This is a genomic window from Geodermatophilus sp. SYSU D01176 (assembly GCF_054050015.1).
On record NZ_JBJGYN010000002.1, the window covers coordinates 128311 to 144110 of the forward strand.

At 75.2% G+C, this 15800-nt stretch carries 17 protein-coding genes; 11 read left to right on the forward strand and 6 right to left on the reverse strand.

Features of this window, described 5'->3' with window-relative positions; translation table 11 throughout:
* The first annotated feature begins 71 nt into the window (after positions 1–71).
* Positions 72–965 (forward strand): IS982 family transposase, encoded by an 894-nt coding sequence (locus tag ACI78Z_RS02130; protein ID WP_457034869.1) that lies wholly within the window; start codon positions 72–74, stop codon positions 963–965.
* Between the two features lie 20 nt (positions 966–985).
* Here the strand turns inward: ACI78Z_RS02130 and ACI78Z_RS02135 are convergent, their stop codons facing one another.
* Positions 986–1783 carry an LON peptidase substrate-binding domain-containing protein gene (locus ACI78Z_RS02135; protein ID WP_457034870.1) on the reverse strand — a complete coding sequence of 266 codons (798 nt, stop codon included), beginning with the start codon at positions 1781–1783 and terminating at the stop codon, positions 986–988.
* Positions 1784–1892: 109 nt separating this feature from the next.
* On the opposite strand from ACI78Z_RS02135, the gene hisD reads away from it, so the two are divergent.
* From hisD to hisH, 5 genes are all read left to right on the forward strand, one after another.
* The gene (gene hisD / locus ACI78Z_RS02140) at positions 1893–3197 is read left to right on the forward strand and encodes a histidinol dehydrogenase (RefSeq protein ID WP_457034871.1); all 1305 of its coding nucleotides are present in this window, start codon (positions 1893–1895) and stop codon (positions 3195–3197) included.
* The gene (locus ACI78Z_RS02145) at positions 3194–4309 is read left to right on the forward strand and encodes a histidinol-phosphate transaminase (RefSeq protein ID WP_457034872.1); all 1116 of its coding nucleotides are present in this window, start codon (positions 3194–3196) and stop codon (positions 4307–4309) included. Before hisD ends, ACI78Z_RS02145 begins: the two co-directional genes overlap by 4 nt.
* 73 nt (positions 4310–4382) lie before the next feature.
* Entirely contained in the window at positions 4383–4979 is a 597-nt protein-coding gene (gene hisB, locus ACI78Z_RS02150) for an imidazoleglycerol-phosphate dehydratase HisB (protein WP_457034873.1), read from the forward strand.
* Positions 4980–4983: 4 nt separating this feature from the next.
* The gene (locus ACI78Z_RS02155; protein WP_457034874.1) at positions 4984–5160 is read left to right on the forward strand and encodes a hypothetical protein; all 177 of its coding nucleotides are present in this window, start codon (positions 4984–4986) and stop codon (positions 5158–5160) included.
* Positions 5161–5561: 401 nt separating this feature from the next.
* Positions 5562–6200 carry an imidazole glycerol phosphate synthase subunit HisH gene (gene hisH, locus ACI78Z_RS02160; RefSeq protein ID WP_457034875.1) on the forward strand — a complete coding sequence of 213 codons (639 nt, stop codon included), beginning with the start codon at positions 5562–5564 and terminating at the stop codon, positions 6198–6200.
* A gap of 1 nt (position 6201) precedes the next feature.
* On the opposite strand, the gene ACI78Z_RS02165 is transcribed toward hisH, so the two are convergent.
* Genes ACI78Z_RS02165 through ACI78Z_RS02175 form a run of 3 tightly spaced genes read right to left on the reverse strand, consistent with a single transcriptional unit; the run spans position 6202 to position 8633 of the window.
* Positions 6202–7239 carry a molybdopterin-dependent oxidoreductase gene (locus ACI78Z_RS02165; RefSeq protein ID WP_457034876.1) on the reverse strand — a complete coding sequence of 346 codons (1038 nt, stop codon included), beginning with the start codon at positions 7237–7239 and terminating at the stop codon, positions 6202–6204.
* Positions 7240–7253: 14 nt separating this feature from the next.
* The gene (locus tag ACI78Z_RS02170; protein ID WP_457034877.1) at positions 7254–8009 is read right to left on the reverse strand and encodes an SDR family NAD(P)-dependent oxidoreductase; all 756 of its coding nucleotides are present in this window, start codon (positions 8007–8009) and stop codon (positions 7254–7256) included.
* A 24-nt stretch (positions 8010–8033) separates the two neighbouring features.
* Positions 8034–8633, reverse strand: coding sequence for a nitroreductase family protein (locus ACI78Z_RS02175; RefSeq protein ID WP_457034878.1), 600 nt, complete (start codon positions 8631–8633; stop codon positions 8034–8036).
* Positions 8634–8902: 269 nt separating this feature from the next.
* Between ACI78Z_RS02175 and priA the strand changes: the two genes are divergently transcribed.
* Genes priA through hisF form a run of 3 tightly spaced genes read left to right on the forward strand, consistent with a single transcriptional unit; the run spans position 8903 to position 10814 of the window.
* Positions 8903–9634: a bifunctional 1-(5-phosphoribosyl)-5-((5-phosphoribosylamino)methylideneamino)imidazole-4-carboxamide isomerase/phosphoribosylanthranilate isomerase PriA gene (gene priA, locus ACI78Z_RS02180; protein ID WP_457034879.1), complete on the forward strand. Its 732-nt coding sequence runs from the start codon at positions 8903–8905 to the stop codon at positions 9632–9634.
* Positions 9631–10023, forward strand: coding sequence for a RidA family protein (locus tag ACI78Z_RS02185; RefSeq protein ID WP_457034880.1), 393 nt, complete (start codon positions 9631–9633; stop codon positions 10021–10023). The genes priA and ACI78Z_RS02185 overlap by 4 nt, the downstream gene beginning before the upstream one ends.
* Positions 10020–10814 carry an imidazole glycerol phosphate synthase subunit HisF gene (gene hisF, locus ACI78Z_RS02190; protein ID WP_457034881.1) on the forward strand — a complete coding sequence of 265 codons (795 nt, stop codon included), beginning with the start codon at positions 10020–10022 and terminating at the stop codon, positions 10812–10814. Before ACI78Z_RS02185 ends, hisF begins: the two co-directional genes overlap by 4 nt.
* Positions 10815–10871: 57 nt before the next feature.
* On the opposite strand, the gene ACI78Z_RS02195 is transcribed toward hisF, so the two are convergent.
* Positions 10872–11342 (reverse strand): hypothetical protein, encoded by a 471-nt coding sequence (locus tag ACI78Z_RS02195; RefSeq protein WP_457034882.1) that lies wholly within the window; start codon positions 11340–11342, stop codon positions 10872–10874.
* A 76-nt stretch (positions 11343–11418) separates the two neighbouring features.
* A complete protein-coding gene (locus ACI78Z_RS02200; protein WP_457034883.1) occupies positions 11419–12042 on the reverse strand; it encodes a TIGR03085 family metal-binding protein in 624 nt (207 codons plus the stop codon).
* A 102-nt stretch (positions 12043–12144) separates the two neighbouring features.
* Here ACI78Z_RS02200 and ACI78Z_RS02205 point away from each other — a divergent pair, with 102 nt between their 5' ends.
* Both ACI78Z_RS02205 and ACI78Z_RS02210 read left to right on the forward strand, forming a co-directional pair.
* Positions 12145–13920, forward strand: coding sequence for an ABC transporter ATP-binding protein (locus tag ACI78Z_RS02205; RefSeq protein ID WP_457034884.1), 1776 nt, complete (start codon positions 12145–12147; stop codon positions 13918–13920).
* On the forward strand, positions 13917–15728 hold the full coding sequence (locus ACI78Z_RS02210) for an ABC transporter ATP-binding protein (protein ID WP_457034885.1): 1812 nt from the start codon (positions 13917–13919) through the stop codon (positions 15726–15728). The genes ACI78Z_RS02205 and ACI78Z_RS02210 overlap by 4 nt, the downstream gene beginning before the upstream one ends.
* Positions 15729–15800 lie beyond the last annotated feature (72 nt).

Consider the following 15800-nt stretch of genomic DNA (forward strand, 5'->3'; position numbering starts at 1 on the left):
AATAAGTCCTAACGCCCCGGAGGGCCGAAGGCCGCTGTAGAGACGGGCGGAGGGTGTTCAGGCTCGGGGTTGTGAGGACCGACCTAAACACCCTCCTGACCGCACTCTATGTCTGGATCGACGACTATCTGAGCCCTCGGCGCCGCGCCGGTCGCCCGCCGAAGCTGACCGACGCCGAGCTGCTCACCCTGGCCGTGGCCCAGGCGCTGCTGGGCGTGCGCTCCGAGGCCCGCTGGCTGCGGGCGGTGCCCGCAGCCTTGCCCGGCGCGTTCCCTTATCTGCCCGGCCAGTCCGGCTACAACAAGCGGCTGCGCGCGGCCCTGCCACTGGTGCAGCGGCTGATCAGGATGCTGGCCGCGGACACCGATCTGTGGGCCGACCCGGTCTGGCTGGTGGACTCCACCCCGGTGGAGTGCGCCCGATCCCGGCCCACGGCGCAGCGCTCGGACCTGGCCGGGTGGGCCGGCTACGGATACTGCGCCAGCCACTCCCGCTACTTCTGGGGACTGCGGCTGCACCTGATCTGCACCCCGGCCGGACTGCCGATCACCTGGGCGCTGGCCCATCCCAAGCTCGATGAGCGCCAGGTGCTCATGGCCGTCCTCGACCACGACGCCGAGCTGCTCGCCAACCGTCCCGGGTTGCTGCTCATCGCCGACAAGGGCTACGTCTCCGCCGAGCTCGACCGCTACCTGACCGACCACGGCATCGGCTTGCTACGCCCGTCCTACCGCAACCGCACGCCCCGCCCCGGACAGCGGCTGCTCGCCCCGATCCGCCAGCTCATCGAATCGGGCCATGACACGCTCAAGGGCCAATTGGACCTGGAGTTGCACGGCGGCCGCAGCCTGGCCGGGGTTACCGTGCGCGTCGCCCAGCGCCTACTCGCCCTCACCGCCGCCATCTGGCACAACCGCCAGACCGGCCAGCCGGTCACAAGATCACTGATCGCCTATGACCACTGATCCCGCTCGGACTTACTCGTCTAGTTCACGCTGCGCGGGCCGGTGAAGCGCTGCAGCGGAGCGGGCACCGCGCCCACCGTCTCCAGCAGCGTGAGCTCGCGGCGCAGCAGTCGGGACTCCGTCTGCAGCCGCCGGCGGGTGGCGGACTCGGCGAGCAGCGTCTGCCGGTCCTCGGCGGTCAGCAGCGCCGCCGAGGCCACCAGGTAGGACAGCGCCCGCGGGTCCCCGGAGACGGCGTCGAGCAGGTCGGCGGTCTCGGGCTCCTCGCCGTCGACGTCCCCGGTCAGCGTGGCCACCGCGGTGACGTAGCGGGCGAACAGCCCGCCCACCCCGCGCACCAGCACCTCCATCGAGCCGCGCGCCACCTCCGACACCAGGTCCTCGTGCCGGGGGTCGGCCGGCCACCCCCCGGGCGCGGTCAGCCCCTCGTGGTCGCCGGCAGCCTCCTCGGCGGCCTCCTCCTCGGCCAGCCACTCCACCTCGGCCTGCAGGTAGGGCGGGTCCTCGCCGACGACGAGGTCGAGCAGCCGGAAGCGGTCGCCGCCGACGGCGACGACGCGGAACCCGCCGTCGGCCTGCGGGTGCACCTTCTGCAGCAGCGCGGTGCAGCCGACGTCGTAGAGCGCCTCGGCCGGGGCGACGTGCTCCACCTCCCAGCCCTGCCGGATGGCCACGACGCCGAAGGAACGGGCCGGGCCCTCCGGCAGCTCCAGCAGGTCCCGCACCAGCCGGCGGTAGCGCGGCTCGAAGACCTGCAGCGGCAGGACCACCCCGGGGAACAGCGGCGTCCCCAGCGGGAAGAGCGGGATGACGTCCACGGCTGGCGAGCCTACGGGTGGCCCGGGTTCCCGGACCGGGCAGCTCGCCGGGCGCCGGAGCTCCGACGGCTACCCTGGGGTGTTCCGTTCCCGCCCCGGAGGTGTCCCCGTGCTCGCCCGCATCGACCTGCGTGGATCCGCCCTGCCGGGGGTGCGTGAGCTCGCCGGCCTGCTGCCCCGCGCCGCCACCGACATCGACTCGGTGCTGGCCACGGTCCGCCCGCTCTGCGAGGACGTGCGGGTCCGCGGCGCCCAGGCGGTCCGCGAGATCACCGCCCGCCTCGACGGCGTGGAGCTCGAGGACTTCGCCGTCCCCCAGGAGGCGATCGACGCCGCGCTGGCCGGCATCGACCCCGCCGTCCGCGCCGCGCTCGAGGAGGCCATCGCCCGGGTCCGGACGGTGCACGCCGACCAGCGCCGCACCGACGTCACCACCGAGGTCGTGCCCGGCGGCACGGTCACCGAGCGGTGGCTCCCGGTGCGCCGCGTCGGCCTCTACGTGCCCGGCGGGCTGGCGCCGCTGCTGTCGAGCGTGGTCATGAACGTCGTCCCGGCGCAGATCGCCGGGGTGGAGTCGATCGCGGTGGCCTCCCCGCCGCAGCGCGACCACGGCGGCCTGCCCGACCCCGGCGTCCTGGCGGCGTGCGCGCTGCTCGGCGTCAGCGAGGTCTACGCCGTCGGCGGGGCGCAGGCCATCGCCGTCTTCGGCTACGGCGCCGGCTCATGCGAGCCGGTCGACATGGTCACCGGCCCGGGCAACATCTACGTGACGGCGGCCAAGCGGCTGCTCCGCGGGCTCATCGGCATCGACTCCGAGGCCGGCCCGACCGAGGTGGCGATCCTCGCGGACGAGACCGCCGACCCGGTGCACGTCGCCGCCGACCTAATCAGCCAGGCCGAGCACGACCCGCTGGCCGGCGCGGTGCTGGTCACCGACAGCGAGGCGCTGGCCGATGCCGTCCTGGACCTGGTGCCCGGGCAGGTCGTCGCCACCAAGCACTCCGACCGGATCACCACCGCGCTGGACGGCAGCCAGTCGGGCATCGTCCTGGTGGACGACGTCGACGCGGGCCTGCGCGTGGTCGACGCCTACGCCGCCGAGCACCTGGAGATCCAGACCCGGGACGCTCGCGAGGTGGCGATGCGGGTGCGCAACGCCGGCGCGGTGTTCGTCGGCGCGTGGTCGCCGGTCTCGCTCGGCGACTACATCGCCGGCTCCAACCACGTGCTGCCCACCGGCGGCTGCGCCCGGCACTCCAGCGGCCTGTCGGTGCAGTCGTTCCTGCGCGGCATCCACCTGGTCGAGTACGACGAGCAGGCACTGGCCGACGTCGCCGGGCACGTCGACGCCCTCGCCGGCGCCGAGGACCTGCCCGCGCACGCCGCCGCCGTCCGGGCCCGGCAGAAGTCGTGACCTCTCTCGACGAGCTCCCGCTGCGGCCGGAGCTGCGCGGCCGCACGCCCTACGGCGCCCCGCAACTGCAGGTGAAGCACCGGCTCAACACCAACGAGAACCCGCACCCGCTGCCGCCGGAGCTGCTCGCCGACCTCGGCACGGCGCTCGGGCACGCGGCGCTGGAGCTCAACCGGTACCCCGACCGGGACGCGCTCGACCTGCGCCGCGACCTGGCCGCCTACCTGACCCGCACCAGCGGTCAGCCGGTCGGGCCGGCGCAGGTGTGGGCGGCCAACGGCTCCAACGAGGTGCTGCAGCAGGTGCTGCAGGCGTTCGGGGGAGCGGGGCGGACGGCGCTGGGCTTCACGCCGTCCTACTCGATGCACCCGATCATCTCGGCGGGCACCGGCACCTCCTGGGTCGACGGGCACCGCCGGGAGGACTTCACCATCGACGCCACGCAGGCGGCCGCGCAGGTGCGCGAGGCCCGCCCGGACGTCGTCTTCGTCACCAGCCCGAACAACCCCACCGGTACCGCGGTGGCGCTGGAGACGATCACGACGATCTACGACGCCACTGACGGCGTGGTCGTCGTCGACGAGGCCTACACGGAGTTCGCCCGCGCGGGCACGCCGTCGGCGCTCACCCTGCTGCCCGGCCGGCCGCGGCTGCTGGTCAGCCGCACGATGAGCAAGGCGTTCGGGATGGCGGGCCTGCGGTTGGGCTACCTGGCCGCGGACCCGGCGGTCGTCGACGCGCTGCAGCTGGTCCGGCTGCCCTACCACCTGTCGTCGCTCACCCAGGCGGCGGCGCGGACGGCGCTGGCGCACACCGACGCGCTGCTGGCCACCGTCGACGCGGTCAAGGCCCAGCGGGACCGGATCGTCGCCGCGCTGCCGGGCCTGGGCCTCACCAGCGTTCCCAGCGACGCCAACTTCGTCCTCTTCGGGCACTTCGCCGACGCCCCCGCCGTCTGGAAGGCGCTGCTCGCGCACGACGTCCTCGTGCGCGACGTCGGCCTGCCCGGCTGGCTGCGGGTCACGGCCGGGACGCCTGCGGAGACCGATGCCTTCCTCACCGCACTGGGTGAGGTCGTGCGTGAAGAGCACCTGGGAGACTCGGGTCGGTGAGCGAGCTTGCGAGCTCACGCATGAACACGGCGAGCCGGCGAACGCCGCCGACGAGCGCCAGCGAGGAGGAGAAGTGAGCCGTACCGCACGCGTCGAGCGCGAGACCAGCGAGACGAAGCTCGTCGTCGAGCTGGACCTCGACGGCACCGGCACCAGCTCGATCAGCACGGGGGTCGGGTTCTACGACCACATGCTGACCTCGCTGTCCAAGCACAGCGGCATCGACCTCACCGTGCGGGCCGACGGTGACCTGCACATCGACGCCCACCACACGGTGGAGGACGTCGCCATCGCTCTCGGCCAGGCGTTCGCCCAGGCACTGGGGGACAAGAAGGGCATCACCCGCTACGGCGACGCGACGATCCCCATGGACGAGGTGCTCGCCCAGGCGGCCGTCGACCTCTCGGGCCGGCCGTACTTCGTGCACGCCGAGCCCGAGAACATGACGCCGATGATCGGGCCGGACTACCCGACGTCGCTGACCAAGCACGTGCTCGAGTCGTTCGCGTTCAACGCGCGGATCAGCCTGCACGTGCGGGTGCTCTACGCCGGCCGCGACGCCCACCACATCGTCGAGGGTCAGTTCAAGGCGCTGGCGCGGGCGCTGCGGGCCGCGGTCGCGATCGATCCGCGGGTCACCGACGTCCCCTCCACCAAGGGCGCGCTGTAACGGCATGACCTTCGCCGTTCTGCTGCTCGTCGTCGGCGGGTTCCTGCTCGGCGGGGCGTACAGCATCTGGAAGGCCGACTCCGACACCAAGGGCCGCACCGGTCCGCAGGTGGCCTTCGCCGTCGTCCTGCTCGTCGCGGCGGTGCTGGCCACGGCGTCGGGTGTCCTCCGGCTCGTGTGAGCGCCGAGGCGCGGTCCTCGATCGCTCGACCAGCGCGTCAACCAGCTGCGCGATCAGGTTCACGCGGCTTTCCACCGCGGACCGCACCGGGAGTGGGCCACCCGCTGAAGCGCTCGGGCGCCCGCCGCAGCGTGCACGCATGCCGAGCCGCACGACCTCGAGGTCGTGCGGCTCGGTCTGCGTCGTCGGTCGGATCAGGCCGCGGCGGACGCGAGTGGTGCAGCGGCCAGGTCGCCCCACTGGCCGACCTCCCCGGCGGGGGACAGCGGGTGGTGTCGTGGCGCTCCACCGATCCGGCCTCTCGCCGGTCGGGCCGACGGGGGCACCGCGGTGCGACGTCCGCCACCGCACCTGCGGGAATCGCGTCGGGCGCCCGGCTGCTCCCACGTACCGTGGCATCCGTGAAGAAGGTCGTCGTCCTGGACTACGGCTCGGGCAACCTCCGCTCGGCCGAACGCGCACTGACCCGCGTCGGTGCCGATGTCACGGTGACCGCCGACCCGCACGCCGCCCTGGAGGCCGACGGTCTCGTCGTCCCCGGGGTCGGCGCCTTCGCCGCCTGCATGGCAGGCCTCAAGGCCGTCGACGGGCCGCGCGTCATCGGCCGCCGGCTGGCCGGCGGCCGGCCGGTGCTGGGCGTCTGCGTGGGCATGCAGGTGCTCTTCGAGCGCGGCGTCGAGCACGGTCAGGACGCCGAGGGCTGCGGTGAGTGGCCCGGTGTGGTCGAGCAGCTGCAGGCGCCGGTGCTGCCGCACATGGGCTGGAACACCGTGCAGGCGCCGGAGAAGACGGTGCTCTTCGACGGGCTCGAGGACCAGCGCTTCTACTTCGTGCACTCCTACGGGGTGCGCAACTTCCCGCTGGGCTCCGAGGGTGCGCCGTCCCCGCTGGCCGCTCCCCTGGTCACCTGGGCCGAGCACGGCGACCGGTTCGTGGCCGGGGTGGAGAACGGAGCCCTGTCGGCCACCCAGTTCCACCCGGAGAAGTCCGGGGACGCCGGCGCCCAGCTGCTCACCAACTGGCTGCAGACCCTGAGCTGACTCACTGCAGCGGGAACGGCGACTGCAGCCACCACGGCGCATCGACGACCTCGACCCGCGCCACCCACTTCACCCACCAGAAACCCCGCCGTCCGGGGGCGACCAGCCGCACCGGTGCGGCGTGTCCCGCCGACAGCGGCCGGCCCGCGGCGTGGGTGGCCAGCAGCAGCCCGCCCGCCTCGGGCAGCGGCAGCCGGCGCCGGAACCCGGTGACCGAGACGACGTCGACGCTGCCGTCGGCCGGCAGCTCCGGGCCCAGGGCGGCGAGCAGCCGGTCCAGGCGGACGCCGCGCCAGTCCTGGACGGCGTACCAGCCGCCGGTGCAGTCGAGCGCCGCGCGGGCGACGTCCCCCCGGTCGAGGTCGGCGACCGGCACCCGCACCCGCCGTCCGGCCCCGACCAGTTCGAGCACGGCGGCGGGGGAGTCCGGCACGACGTCGGAGATCCACTGGGTGACCGGCATGGCCGCCGGGTCGCCGGTGCCGCGCTCGAACGAGCCCGTGGCCCGGCGCGCGGCGCCCGGCGCGCCGGTCAGCCGCAGTAGCCCCTCGCCCACGCCCCACAGCGCCACCGCGCCGGCGCCGAGCGCACCGGCCCTCAGCAGGGCGCGCCGGCCGAGGTCGGTCGCGCGCGGCCGCTGCCGCCGTCCCCACGCGTGGACGACGAGCAGGGCACCGGTGGCCACGCCGAGGGCGACGTGGACGTGCAGCACCGGGACGCCGGCCGCCCAGGACCACGGCCCGGTTCCCCCTCCCGCGTGCAGGACGCCGGTCAGCAGCGTCAGCACGGTCGCCAGGCCCAGCGAGACGCCGCCGCCGGCGGGCCGCCGGTGCCACGCCCGCCGCACCACGACGGCCTTCCACGGGATCAGCAGCAGCAGGCCGAGACCCGCCGCACCGTGCGCCGCCACGACCAGCCGCGCCGGGGCCGGCGACCCGACGGTGAACGCCAGGACGCCGGTGCCCCCGGCCAGCAGGAGCAGCGCCAGCAGGCCCACGTTGGTGCGCCGGCCGGCACGCCGGGGCAACGTGAGGGCCACGCACCGAGTGTGCGTCAGCTGCGCAGGTACGAGGCCCCGTTGACGTCGATGATCGTCCCGGTGCTGAACCGCGCCTCCGGCGACGCCAGCCACAGCACCGCCGCGGCGACCTCCTCGGGGCGGGCCACCCGGCCGTAGGGCGACTGCGCGCGGACGGCGTCCCCGCCCGGGCCGTCGAGCACCTCGCGGGCCATCTCGGTCTGCACGAACCCCGGCGCCACGGTGCCCACCGAGATGCCGTGCGGGGCCAGCGCGATCGCCATCGACTGCCCGAAGGCGTTGAGGCCGGCCTTGGACGCCCCGTAGGCCGGGGTGTCCGGCTCGCCGCGGAAGGCGCCTCGGCTGGAGACGTTGACGACCGCACCGCCGCCCGCGGCGACCAGGTGCGGCACCGCGCGGAAGGTGGCGTTGGCCGCGCCGAGCAGGTTCACCGCCAGCGTCCGCGACCACGCCGCCTGCCACTCCTCGTAGGAGACCGACAGCGGCGGGTGGGCGGTGAACACCCCGGCGTTGTTGACCAGCACGTGCAGCCCGTCGAGCGCCGCAGCGGCCTCGTCGACCATCCGGCCCACCGCGTCGGCGTCGGCGAGGTCGGCCTGCACCAGCACGTGCCCGTCGCCGGGCAGCTCGGCGAGCACCGCCTCGGCGCGCTCCCGCGACGCGCCGCAGTGCACGGCGACGCGGTCGCCCGCGCCGGCGAAGGCGTGCGCGATGGCGCGGCCGATGCCGCGCGAACCACCGGTGACCAGGACGCCGCGGGAGTCGCTCACGCGGGCAGTCAACCAGGGGGCCGCTCACCACCGCCCGCGGTGCACGACCTCGTCGACCCCGCGCCGGCCGCGCCGCAGGGACGGCGACCGGCGGTCCTCCGTCCCCGGGTAGCCGACCGACACCACGCCGACCGGCCGGTGGGTGTCCGGGACGCCGAACGCCGCGCGGAGGGCGTCCACCCGCTCGGCCGGGACGCCGAAGAAGCAGGCGCCGAGCCCCTCGTCGACGGCGGTCAGCAGCATCAGCAGCGCGGCCATGCCGGCGTCGACGTCCCAGTAGGGGACCGGCCAGCGGGCCTCGTCGCGGTCGGTCCAGCCCTTGTCGGGCTCGGCGTACCGCTCGACGTAGGCGGCCTTCGACGACAGCGGCACGACCAGCAGCGGCGCCCGCCGCATCCGGGTCAGCCAGGCGTCCGGTGCGCCCTCGGACGCCGTCACCGACCAGAACAGCTCGCGGTCGGCGGCGTCCTCCAGCACCAGGAACGCCCAGCCCTGGGTGAAGCCGGCCGACGGCCCGCGCAGCGCGTGCTCGAGCAGCCGCTCGCGCACCTCGGGCGGCACCGGCCGGTCGGGGTCGTAGTCGCGCACCATGCGCCGCCGGCGGACGACGTCCCTGAACTCCACCCGGCCACCCTGTCACCCCGCCGGAACCCGGCTGCCCGGCCGCCGGAGCTCGCTGGCGTCCGGCCGGTGACGCCGCCCCGCACCCGCCCGGCGGCGGCGGCGAGCGCACCCAGCTGGTCGGCCGGCTGGACCTCCAGCGCGAGTGGTCGAGGAGACCGCCCGGCACGTGGGCCACCTGGACCTCCCGCGCGACCAGCTCGACGGCGCCACCGGCTGCCGCTGGCATCGGTGACGCGGGCCACCTGCAGGGGGTCCCTAGGCTGGGGTGCGTGCCGAAGCTGCAGCTGCTCCCCGCCGTCGACGTCGCCGACGGCCAGGCCGTCCGCCTCGTGCAGGGGGAGGCCGGCAGCGAGACCTCGTACGGCGACCCGCTCGAGGCCGCGCTGCAGTGGCAGCGGGACGGCGCCGAGTGGGTGCACCTGGTCGACCTCGACGCCGCCTTCGGCCGGGGCAGCAACCGCGAGCTGCTGGCCCGCGTGGTCGGCGCGCTGGACGTCGACGTCGAGCTCTCCGGCGGTATCCGGGACGACGCGTCGCTGGCCGCGGCCCTGGGCACCGGCTGCCGCCGGGTCAACCTCGGCACCGCCGCGCTCGAGTCGCCCGAGTGGTGCGCCCGCGCCATCGCCGAGCACGGCGACCGCATCGCCGTGGGCCTCGACGTCCGCGGCACCCGGCTGGCCGCACGCGGCTGGACCCGCGAGGGCGGCGAGCTCTACGAGACCCTCGGCCGCCTCGACGCCGAGGGCTGCGCCCGGTACGTCGTCACCGACATCACCAAGGACGGCACGCTGCGCGGCCCGAACCTCGACCTGCTGCGCGAGGTGTGCGCCGCGACGCCGCGCCCGGTGGTCGCCTCGGGCGGGGTCAGCTCGCTCGACGACATCCGCGCGCTGGCCGGCCTGACCCCGGTCGGCGTCGAGGGCGCCATCGTCGGCAAGGCGCTCTACGCGGGCGCGTTCACGCTGCCCGAGGCCCTGCGGGTCACCGAGGAGCTCGCATGAGCGTGGTCCGGTTCGGCTCGGAGACGCCCTGGGAGGCGGTCGTCGGCTACAGCCGCGTCGTCGTGCACGGCGACATGGCCTGGGTCAGCGGCACCACCGCGACCGTCGACGGCGCCGTCGTGCACCCCGGGGACGCCGGGGCGCAGACCCGGCAGGCGCTGGCCAACGTCGAGGAGGCCCTCGAGCGGGCCGGCTTCACCCTCGCCGACGTCGTCCGCACCCGGCTGTACGTCACCGACATCTCCCGCTGGGAGGAGGTCGGCCGCGCCCACGGCGAGGTCTTCGGCGACATCCGGCCGGCCACCTCGATGGTGCAGGTCGCCGCCCTGATCGACCCGGCCATGCTGGTGGAGGTCGAGGCCGACGCAGTGCGGAAGGTGCCGGCATGAGCCTGGCGGTGCGCGTCATCCCGTGCCTGGACGTCGACGCGGGCCGGGTGGTGAAGGGCGTCAACTTCGTCGACCTGCGCGACGCCGGCGACCCGGTGGAGATGGCCCGCGTCTACGACGCCGAGGGCGCCGACGAGCTGACCTTCCTCGACATCACCGCCAGCTCCGGCGACCGGGAGACCACCTACGACGTCGTCCGCCGCACCGCGGAGAGCGTGTTCATCCCGCTCACCGTCGGCGGCGGCGTGCGGTCGGTGACCGACGTCGACAAGCTGCTGCGGGCCGGCGCGGACAAGGTGGCGGTGAACACCGCCGCCGTCGCCCGGCCGGAGCTGATCAGCGAGATCAGCGGCCGCTTCGGCAACCAGGTTCTGGTCCTCTCCCTGGACGCCCGCCGCTGCCGGGACGGTGCTGTCACCGACTCCGGCTTCGAGATCACCACGCACGGCGGGCGACGCGGCACCGGCCGCGACGCCGTCGAGTGGGTGGTGCAGGCCGCCGAGCTCGGCGTCGGCGAGGTGCTGCTGAACTCCATGGACGCCGACGGCACCGAGGCCGGCTTCGACCTCGAGCTGATCCGCGCGGTGCGCCGCGAGGTCACCGTGCCGGTCATCGCCAGCGGCGGTGCGGGGGAGACCGCGCACTTCCCGCCGGCGGTCGAGGCCGGCGCCGACGCGGTGCTCGCCGCGACCGTCTTCCACTTCGGCAAGCTCCGCATCGGCGACGTCAAGGCCGCCCTCGGCGACGCCGGCGTCCCCGTCCGGCGGGAGACCGACCACCCGCTGCGCTGATCGATCAGCAGCGGGGCGGGACCTGCCCGAGGCGGTGCAGCGCGACGCCGAGGGCCATCACGGCGAGGACAGGCCGGTCTGTACCCATGTCCACCAGCCCACCGGGGTGTGCCCCGCCCACGGGCAGGTGATCGTCTCGACGGCCATGAGGCACCCGGCGGCGACGGCCAGCCGGGCCGCGTGCCGGCTGCCACGCCACAGCGCCGCCACCGCCAGCACGATGGTGCCCACCGCAGCGAGGTCGATCGGCAGCTGCCACAGCGGGTAGTGGAGGTCGTCGTCGGGCATCGGCTCGACGAGCGGACATGTCAGCCAGGCCACTGCGAGGGCGACCGCGAGCGTCCGTCGAGGCGTCCGGTCCGGGCGCGAGGACCCGGAACCGGGGAGGCGCCCGGTGGGGAGGCCGGAACCGGGGACGCTCCACATCGCGTCGAGGGGCGCCTCGACGGCGGCATGCACCTCCGGGCCGGGGCGGTGGGCCTCGACCGGAGAGCTGCTGGTCACCGGTGCACGGTCGGAGACGGACATGGCCGGACCGTAGCCGCGCGGGAGTCCTCGGGGACCGGCTCTCCGGCGCGCGTCGTCCGTCGGGGTGCCCGGGCTGCTAGGCCACCTCCACGCGGGCGACGTCCCTGCGGCCACTGGCCCACAGCAGCAGCTCGAGCGGCTCGCCCTCCACCACCGTCCCCGGCGTGCCGCTGCCGTAGCGCCGCTCCACCCCGGGCGCGTCGCCGCGGCGCAGCACCAGCGTGCCGGGCACCCGGCCGGCGGCGACCCGGCCGAAGACGACGGCGTTGCCCCACAGCCGGTCCTGTGCCTCCGGCGGGAGCGCCCGGGGCGTCCAGCCCGGCTGGGCCCGGCGGACGTCCTCGTGGTGGATGGCGTACTCCGCGGTGTCGACCACCTCCGCCACCCGTGGCCACGCGGCCGGCAGCCACCGCGGCGGCCCGGAGCGCACGCGGGCCACCAGGTCGGCGTAGGGGGTGCCGGCGCGCAGGCGGTCCTCCACGCGGTGGGACCAGGCGGCGAACGGGCGGCCGACCGGCGTGGCCTCCAGGGCGAAGCCGGGCATGGTGTCCGGACGGCGGTCCCGGGTGACGAGGTGCGCGGCCAGGTGCGCCGTCGTCCAGCCCGCGCAGCAGGTGGGCGCGTCCGGCCCCAGCTCCTCGAGGAGGTCGGCGAGCGCCGCGCGCTCGCGCTCGGCCAGCGGGCGGGAAGAGGAGGTCACCGGCCGGGGTTACCGACGGGGCGGGTCCCGGAAACGGAGCGCTCTCCTTAGCGCTCCTAAGTACAGTCGGGGACGCCGTCCGCACGACCACCGAGGAGAGCTGTGCCCCGCCGCCGAGACGCCGTCGTCCGGCGAGGGATGCGCCACGTCGGGCGCGCGATCGTCGAGCAGCCGGGCATGTTCACGCTGGCCTTCCTCGCCAGCAGCCTCTACGGCGCGATGACCGTCGCGAGCGCCTACGTGCTCGGCGAGGTCGTCGACCGCGTCGTCCTCCCGGCGCTGGACGACGGGGTCACCTCCACCGGCGCGCTCGCCCTGGCCGCGGCCGCGATCCTCGGCGTCGCCGTCCTGAAGATCCTCGGCATCCTCGGCCGGCGGCTGTTCGCCGGCGTCATGGGCTACCGCCTGCAGGCCGACTACCGCCGCCGGGTCACCGGCCAGTACCTGCGGCTGCCGCTGTCCTGGCACCAGCGCCACCCGACCGGTCAGCTGCTGTCCAACGCCAACTCCGACGTCGAGGCGGCCTGGTTCTTCGTCGCGCCGCTGCCCTTCGCCTGCGGCGCGGTCGTGATGATCGGCATCACCGTGGTCGCGCTGGTCGCCACCGACCCGTGGCTGGCGCTGGTCGGCCTGGTGGTCTTCCCGCTGGTGTTCGTGGTCAACGCCGTCTACTCGCAGGCGATGAGCCCGCGGATGCGCCGGGCCCAGCAGTTGCGCGCCGAGGTCAGCGAGATCGCGCACGAGAGCTTCGACGCCGCGCTGGTCGTCAAGACCCTCGGCCGGGAGGACGTCGAGACCCGCCGCTTCGCCGGACGCGCCGAGGAACTGCGCGACAGCCTGGTCGCCGTCGGCCGGGTGCGCGGGCTGTTCGACCCGCTGATGGAGGCGCTGCCCAACCTGGGCACCCTCGCCGTGCTGCTCATCGGCGCCGGCCGCGTCGCCGACGGCGCCACCGACGCCGGCGACCTGGTGTCCATCGCCTACCTGTTCACCCTGCTGGCGCTGCCCATCCGCGCCATCGGCTGGGTGCTCGCCGACCTGCCGCGCGCCCTGGCCGGGTTCGACCGGGTGACGCCGGTGCTCGACGCGACCGGCGAGACCGCGCACGGCACCGAGGTCGCGGCCGCGGGCACCGGCGGCGCGGGGCTGGGGCTGCGCGGGGTCGAGTACGGCTTCGAGGGCGCGGCCCGCCCGACGCTGTCGGACGTCACCTTCGACGTCGCCCCCGGCAGCACGGTCGCCGTCGTCGGACCGACCGGGTCGGGCAAGTCGACGCTGGCCGGGCTGCTGGTCCGCCTGGTCGACCCGGGCACCGGCGAGGTGCTGCTCGACGGGGTCGACCTGCGGTCGCTGCGCGAGGGCGAGGTCAGCGCGCAGGCCGCGTTCGTCCCGCAGGGCACCTTCCTGTTCGACGACACGGTGCGCGGCAACGTCACCCTCGGCGCGGACGTCCCCGACGAGGAGGTGTGGACGGCACTGCGGGTGGCCGCGGTCGACGACGTGGTGCGCCGGCTCCCCGACGGCCTCGACACCCGGGTCGGCGAGCGCGGCGCCACGCTGTCGGGCGGCCAGCGGCAACGGATCGCGCTGGCCCGCGCGGTGGTCCGCCGCCCCCGCCTGCTGGTGCTCGACGACGCGACCAGCGCCGTCGACCCCGCCGTCGAGGCGCGCATCCTCGACGCCCTGCGCGACGCCGAGCCGCCCGCGACCGTCGTCGTGGTCGCCTACCGGCAGGCCACCATCGCCCTGGCCGACGAGGTGGTCTGGCTCGAGGGCGGCCGGGTGCTCGCCCGCGGCAGCCACGAGCAGCTGCTGGCCGAGGTCCCCGGGTACGCGGCGCTCGTGCGCGCCTACGCGCAGACCGAGGTGGCGGCGTGACGGCGCTCGTCGAGCACCGCAACGAGGGCGCCCTCGCGACCCTCCGCCGCGGGCTGCGGATGATGCCGGAGTTCCGCCGCGGCCTGCCGGCGACCTTCGCCCTGGCGCTGGTCGCCACCGCGGGGCGGGTGGTCGTGCCGATCGCGGTCCAGCAGGTCATCGACCGCGGCCTGGCCGGCCCCGGCGGGCCGGACCTCGACCTCGTCCGGGACGTCGTCGCGGTCTGTGCCGTCGTGGTCGTGCTGACCGTCGTCGCGGTCTACCGGATGAACGTCCGGCTCTTCCGGACGACGGAGACCGCGCTGGCCGGGCTGCGCGTGCGGGCGTTCCGGCACGTGCACGACCTCTCGGTGCTGCACCAGCAGACCCAGCGCCGGGGCTCGCTGGTGTCCCGGGTGACCAGCGACGTCGACCAGCTCTCCACCTTCATGCAGTGGGGCGGCGTGCTCGGCGTGGTCAGCCTCGGGCAGCTGCTCGTGGCCACCGTCGTCATGGCGGTCTACTCCTGGCAGCTGACCCTGGTCGTGCTGCTGTGCTTCGTGCCGCTGGCGATCGCCGTCCGGTTCTTCGCCGCGCGGCTGGCGGTCGTGTACGGGGTGGTCCGGGAGCGGGTCGGGGACGTGCTGGCCGCGGTCTCGGAGGCGGTCGTCGGCGCGTCGACCGTGCGCGCGTACGGCATCCGGGAGCGCACCGCCGCCCGCCTGGACCGGGCCATCCACCGGCACTACCGGTCGCAGGTGAAGGCCCAGCAGGTCACCGCGACGGTCTTCGTCAGCGGCGAGTTCATCGCCGCCGTCGCCAACGTCGCGGTGGTCGTCGTCGGCGTCCTGCTCGGGGTGGACGGCGGCCTCACGCCCGGCACCCTGGTCGCGTTCCTCTTCCTCGTGACGCTGTTCGTCGCGCCGGTGCAGACCGCCAGCGAGGTGCTCAACGAGGCGCAGAACGCGGTCGCCGGGTTCCGCCGGGTGCTCGACGTGCTGGAGACCGAGCCCGACGTCCGCGACCCCGCCGTCGCCGATCCCGACTCGGCCCGGCAGCTGCCGCACACGCCGCTGGGCGTGCGCTTCGAGCACGTGACCTTCCGCTACGCGCCGGGGGCGCGGGCGGCGCTGGCGGACGTCGACCTGGAGATCGCCCCGCGCCGCCGCGTCGCCATCGTCGGCGAGACCGGGTCGGGCAAGACGACGTTCGCCAAGCTGGTCACCCGGCTCATGGACCCCTCCGAGGGGCGGGTGCTGCTCGCCGGGATCCCGCTGGCGCAGGTCGCGTTCGCATCGCTGCGACAGCGGGTGGTCATGGTGCCGCAGGACGGCTTCCTCTTCGACGCCACCGTTGCCGACAACGTGCGCTACGGCCGGCCGGGGCTGTCCGACGCCGACGTGCGCGCCGCCTTCGAGGAGCTGGGCCTGGGCGACTGGGTGGCTGGGCTGGCCGACGGTGTGGCCACGCGCGTGGGCCAGCGGGGGGAGTCCCTGTCGGCGGGCGAGCGGCAGCTGGTCGCCGTCGCCCGGGCCTACGTCGCCGACCCGGACCTGCTGGTGCTCGACGAGGCCACCAGCGCCGTCGACCCCGCCACCGAGCGCCGCCTCACCCATGCCCTGGACCGGCTCACCGACGGGCGGACGACGCTCACCATCGCCCACCGCCTCTCCACCGCCGAACGGGCCGACGAGGTGCTCGTCGTCGACGCCGGCCGGGTGGTGCAGCGCGGTCCGCACGCCGAGCTGGTGGACGCCGAGGGGCCTTACGCGCGGCTGCACGCCTCGTGGCGCCGGTCCTCCGCCGGGGAACCGACGCCCGCGGCCTGACCCGCCGCTGGACGCCGACCTCGCGGTGTGGCCCCCGTCCTCGCGGTGCAACACGAGGACGGCGACCGCGGG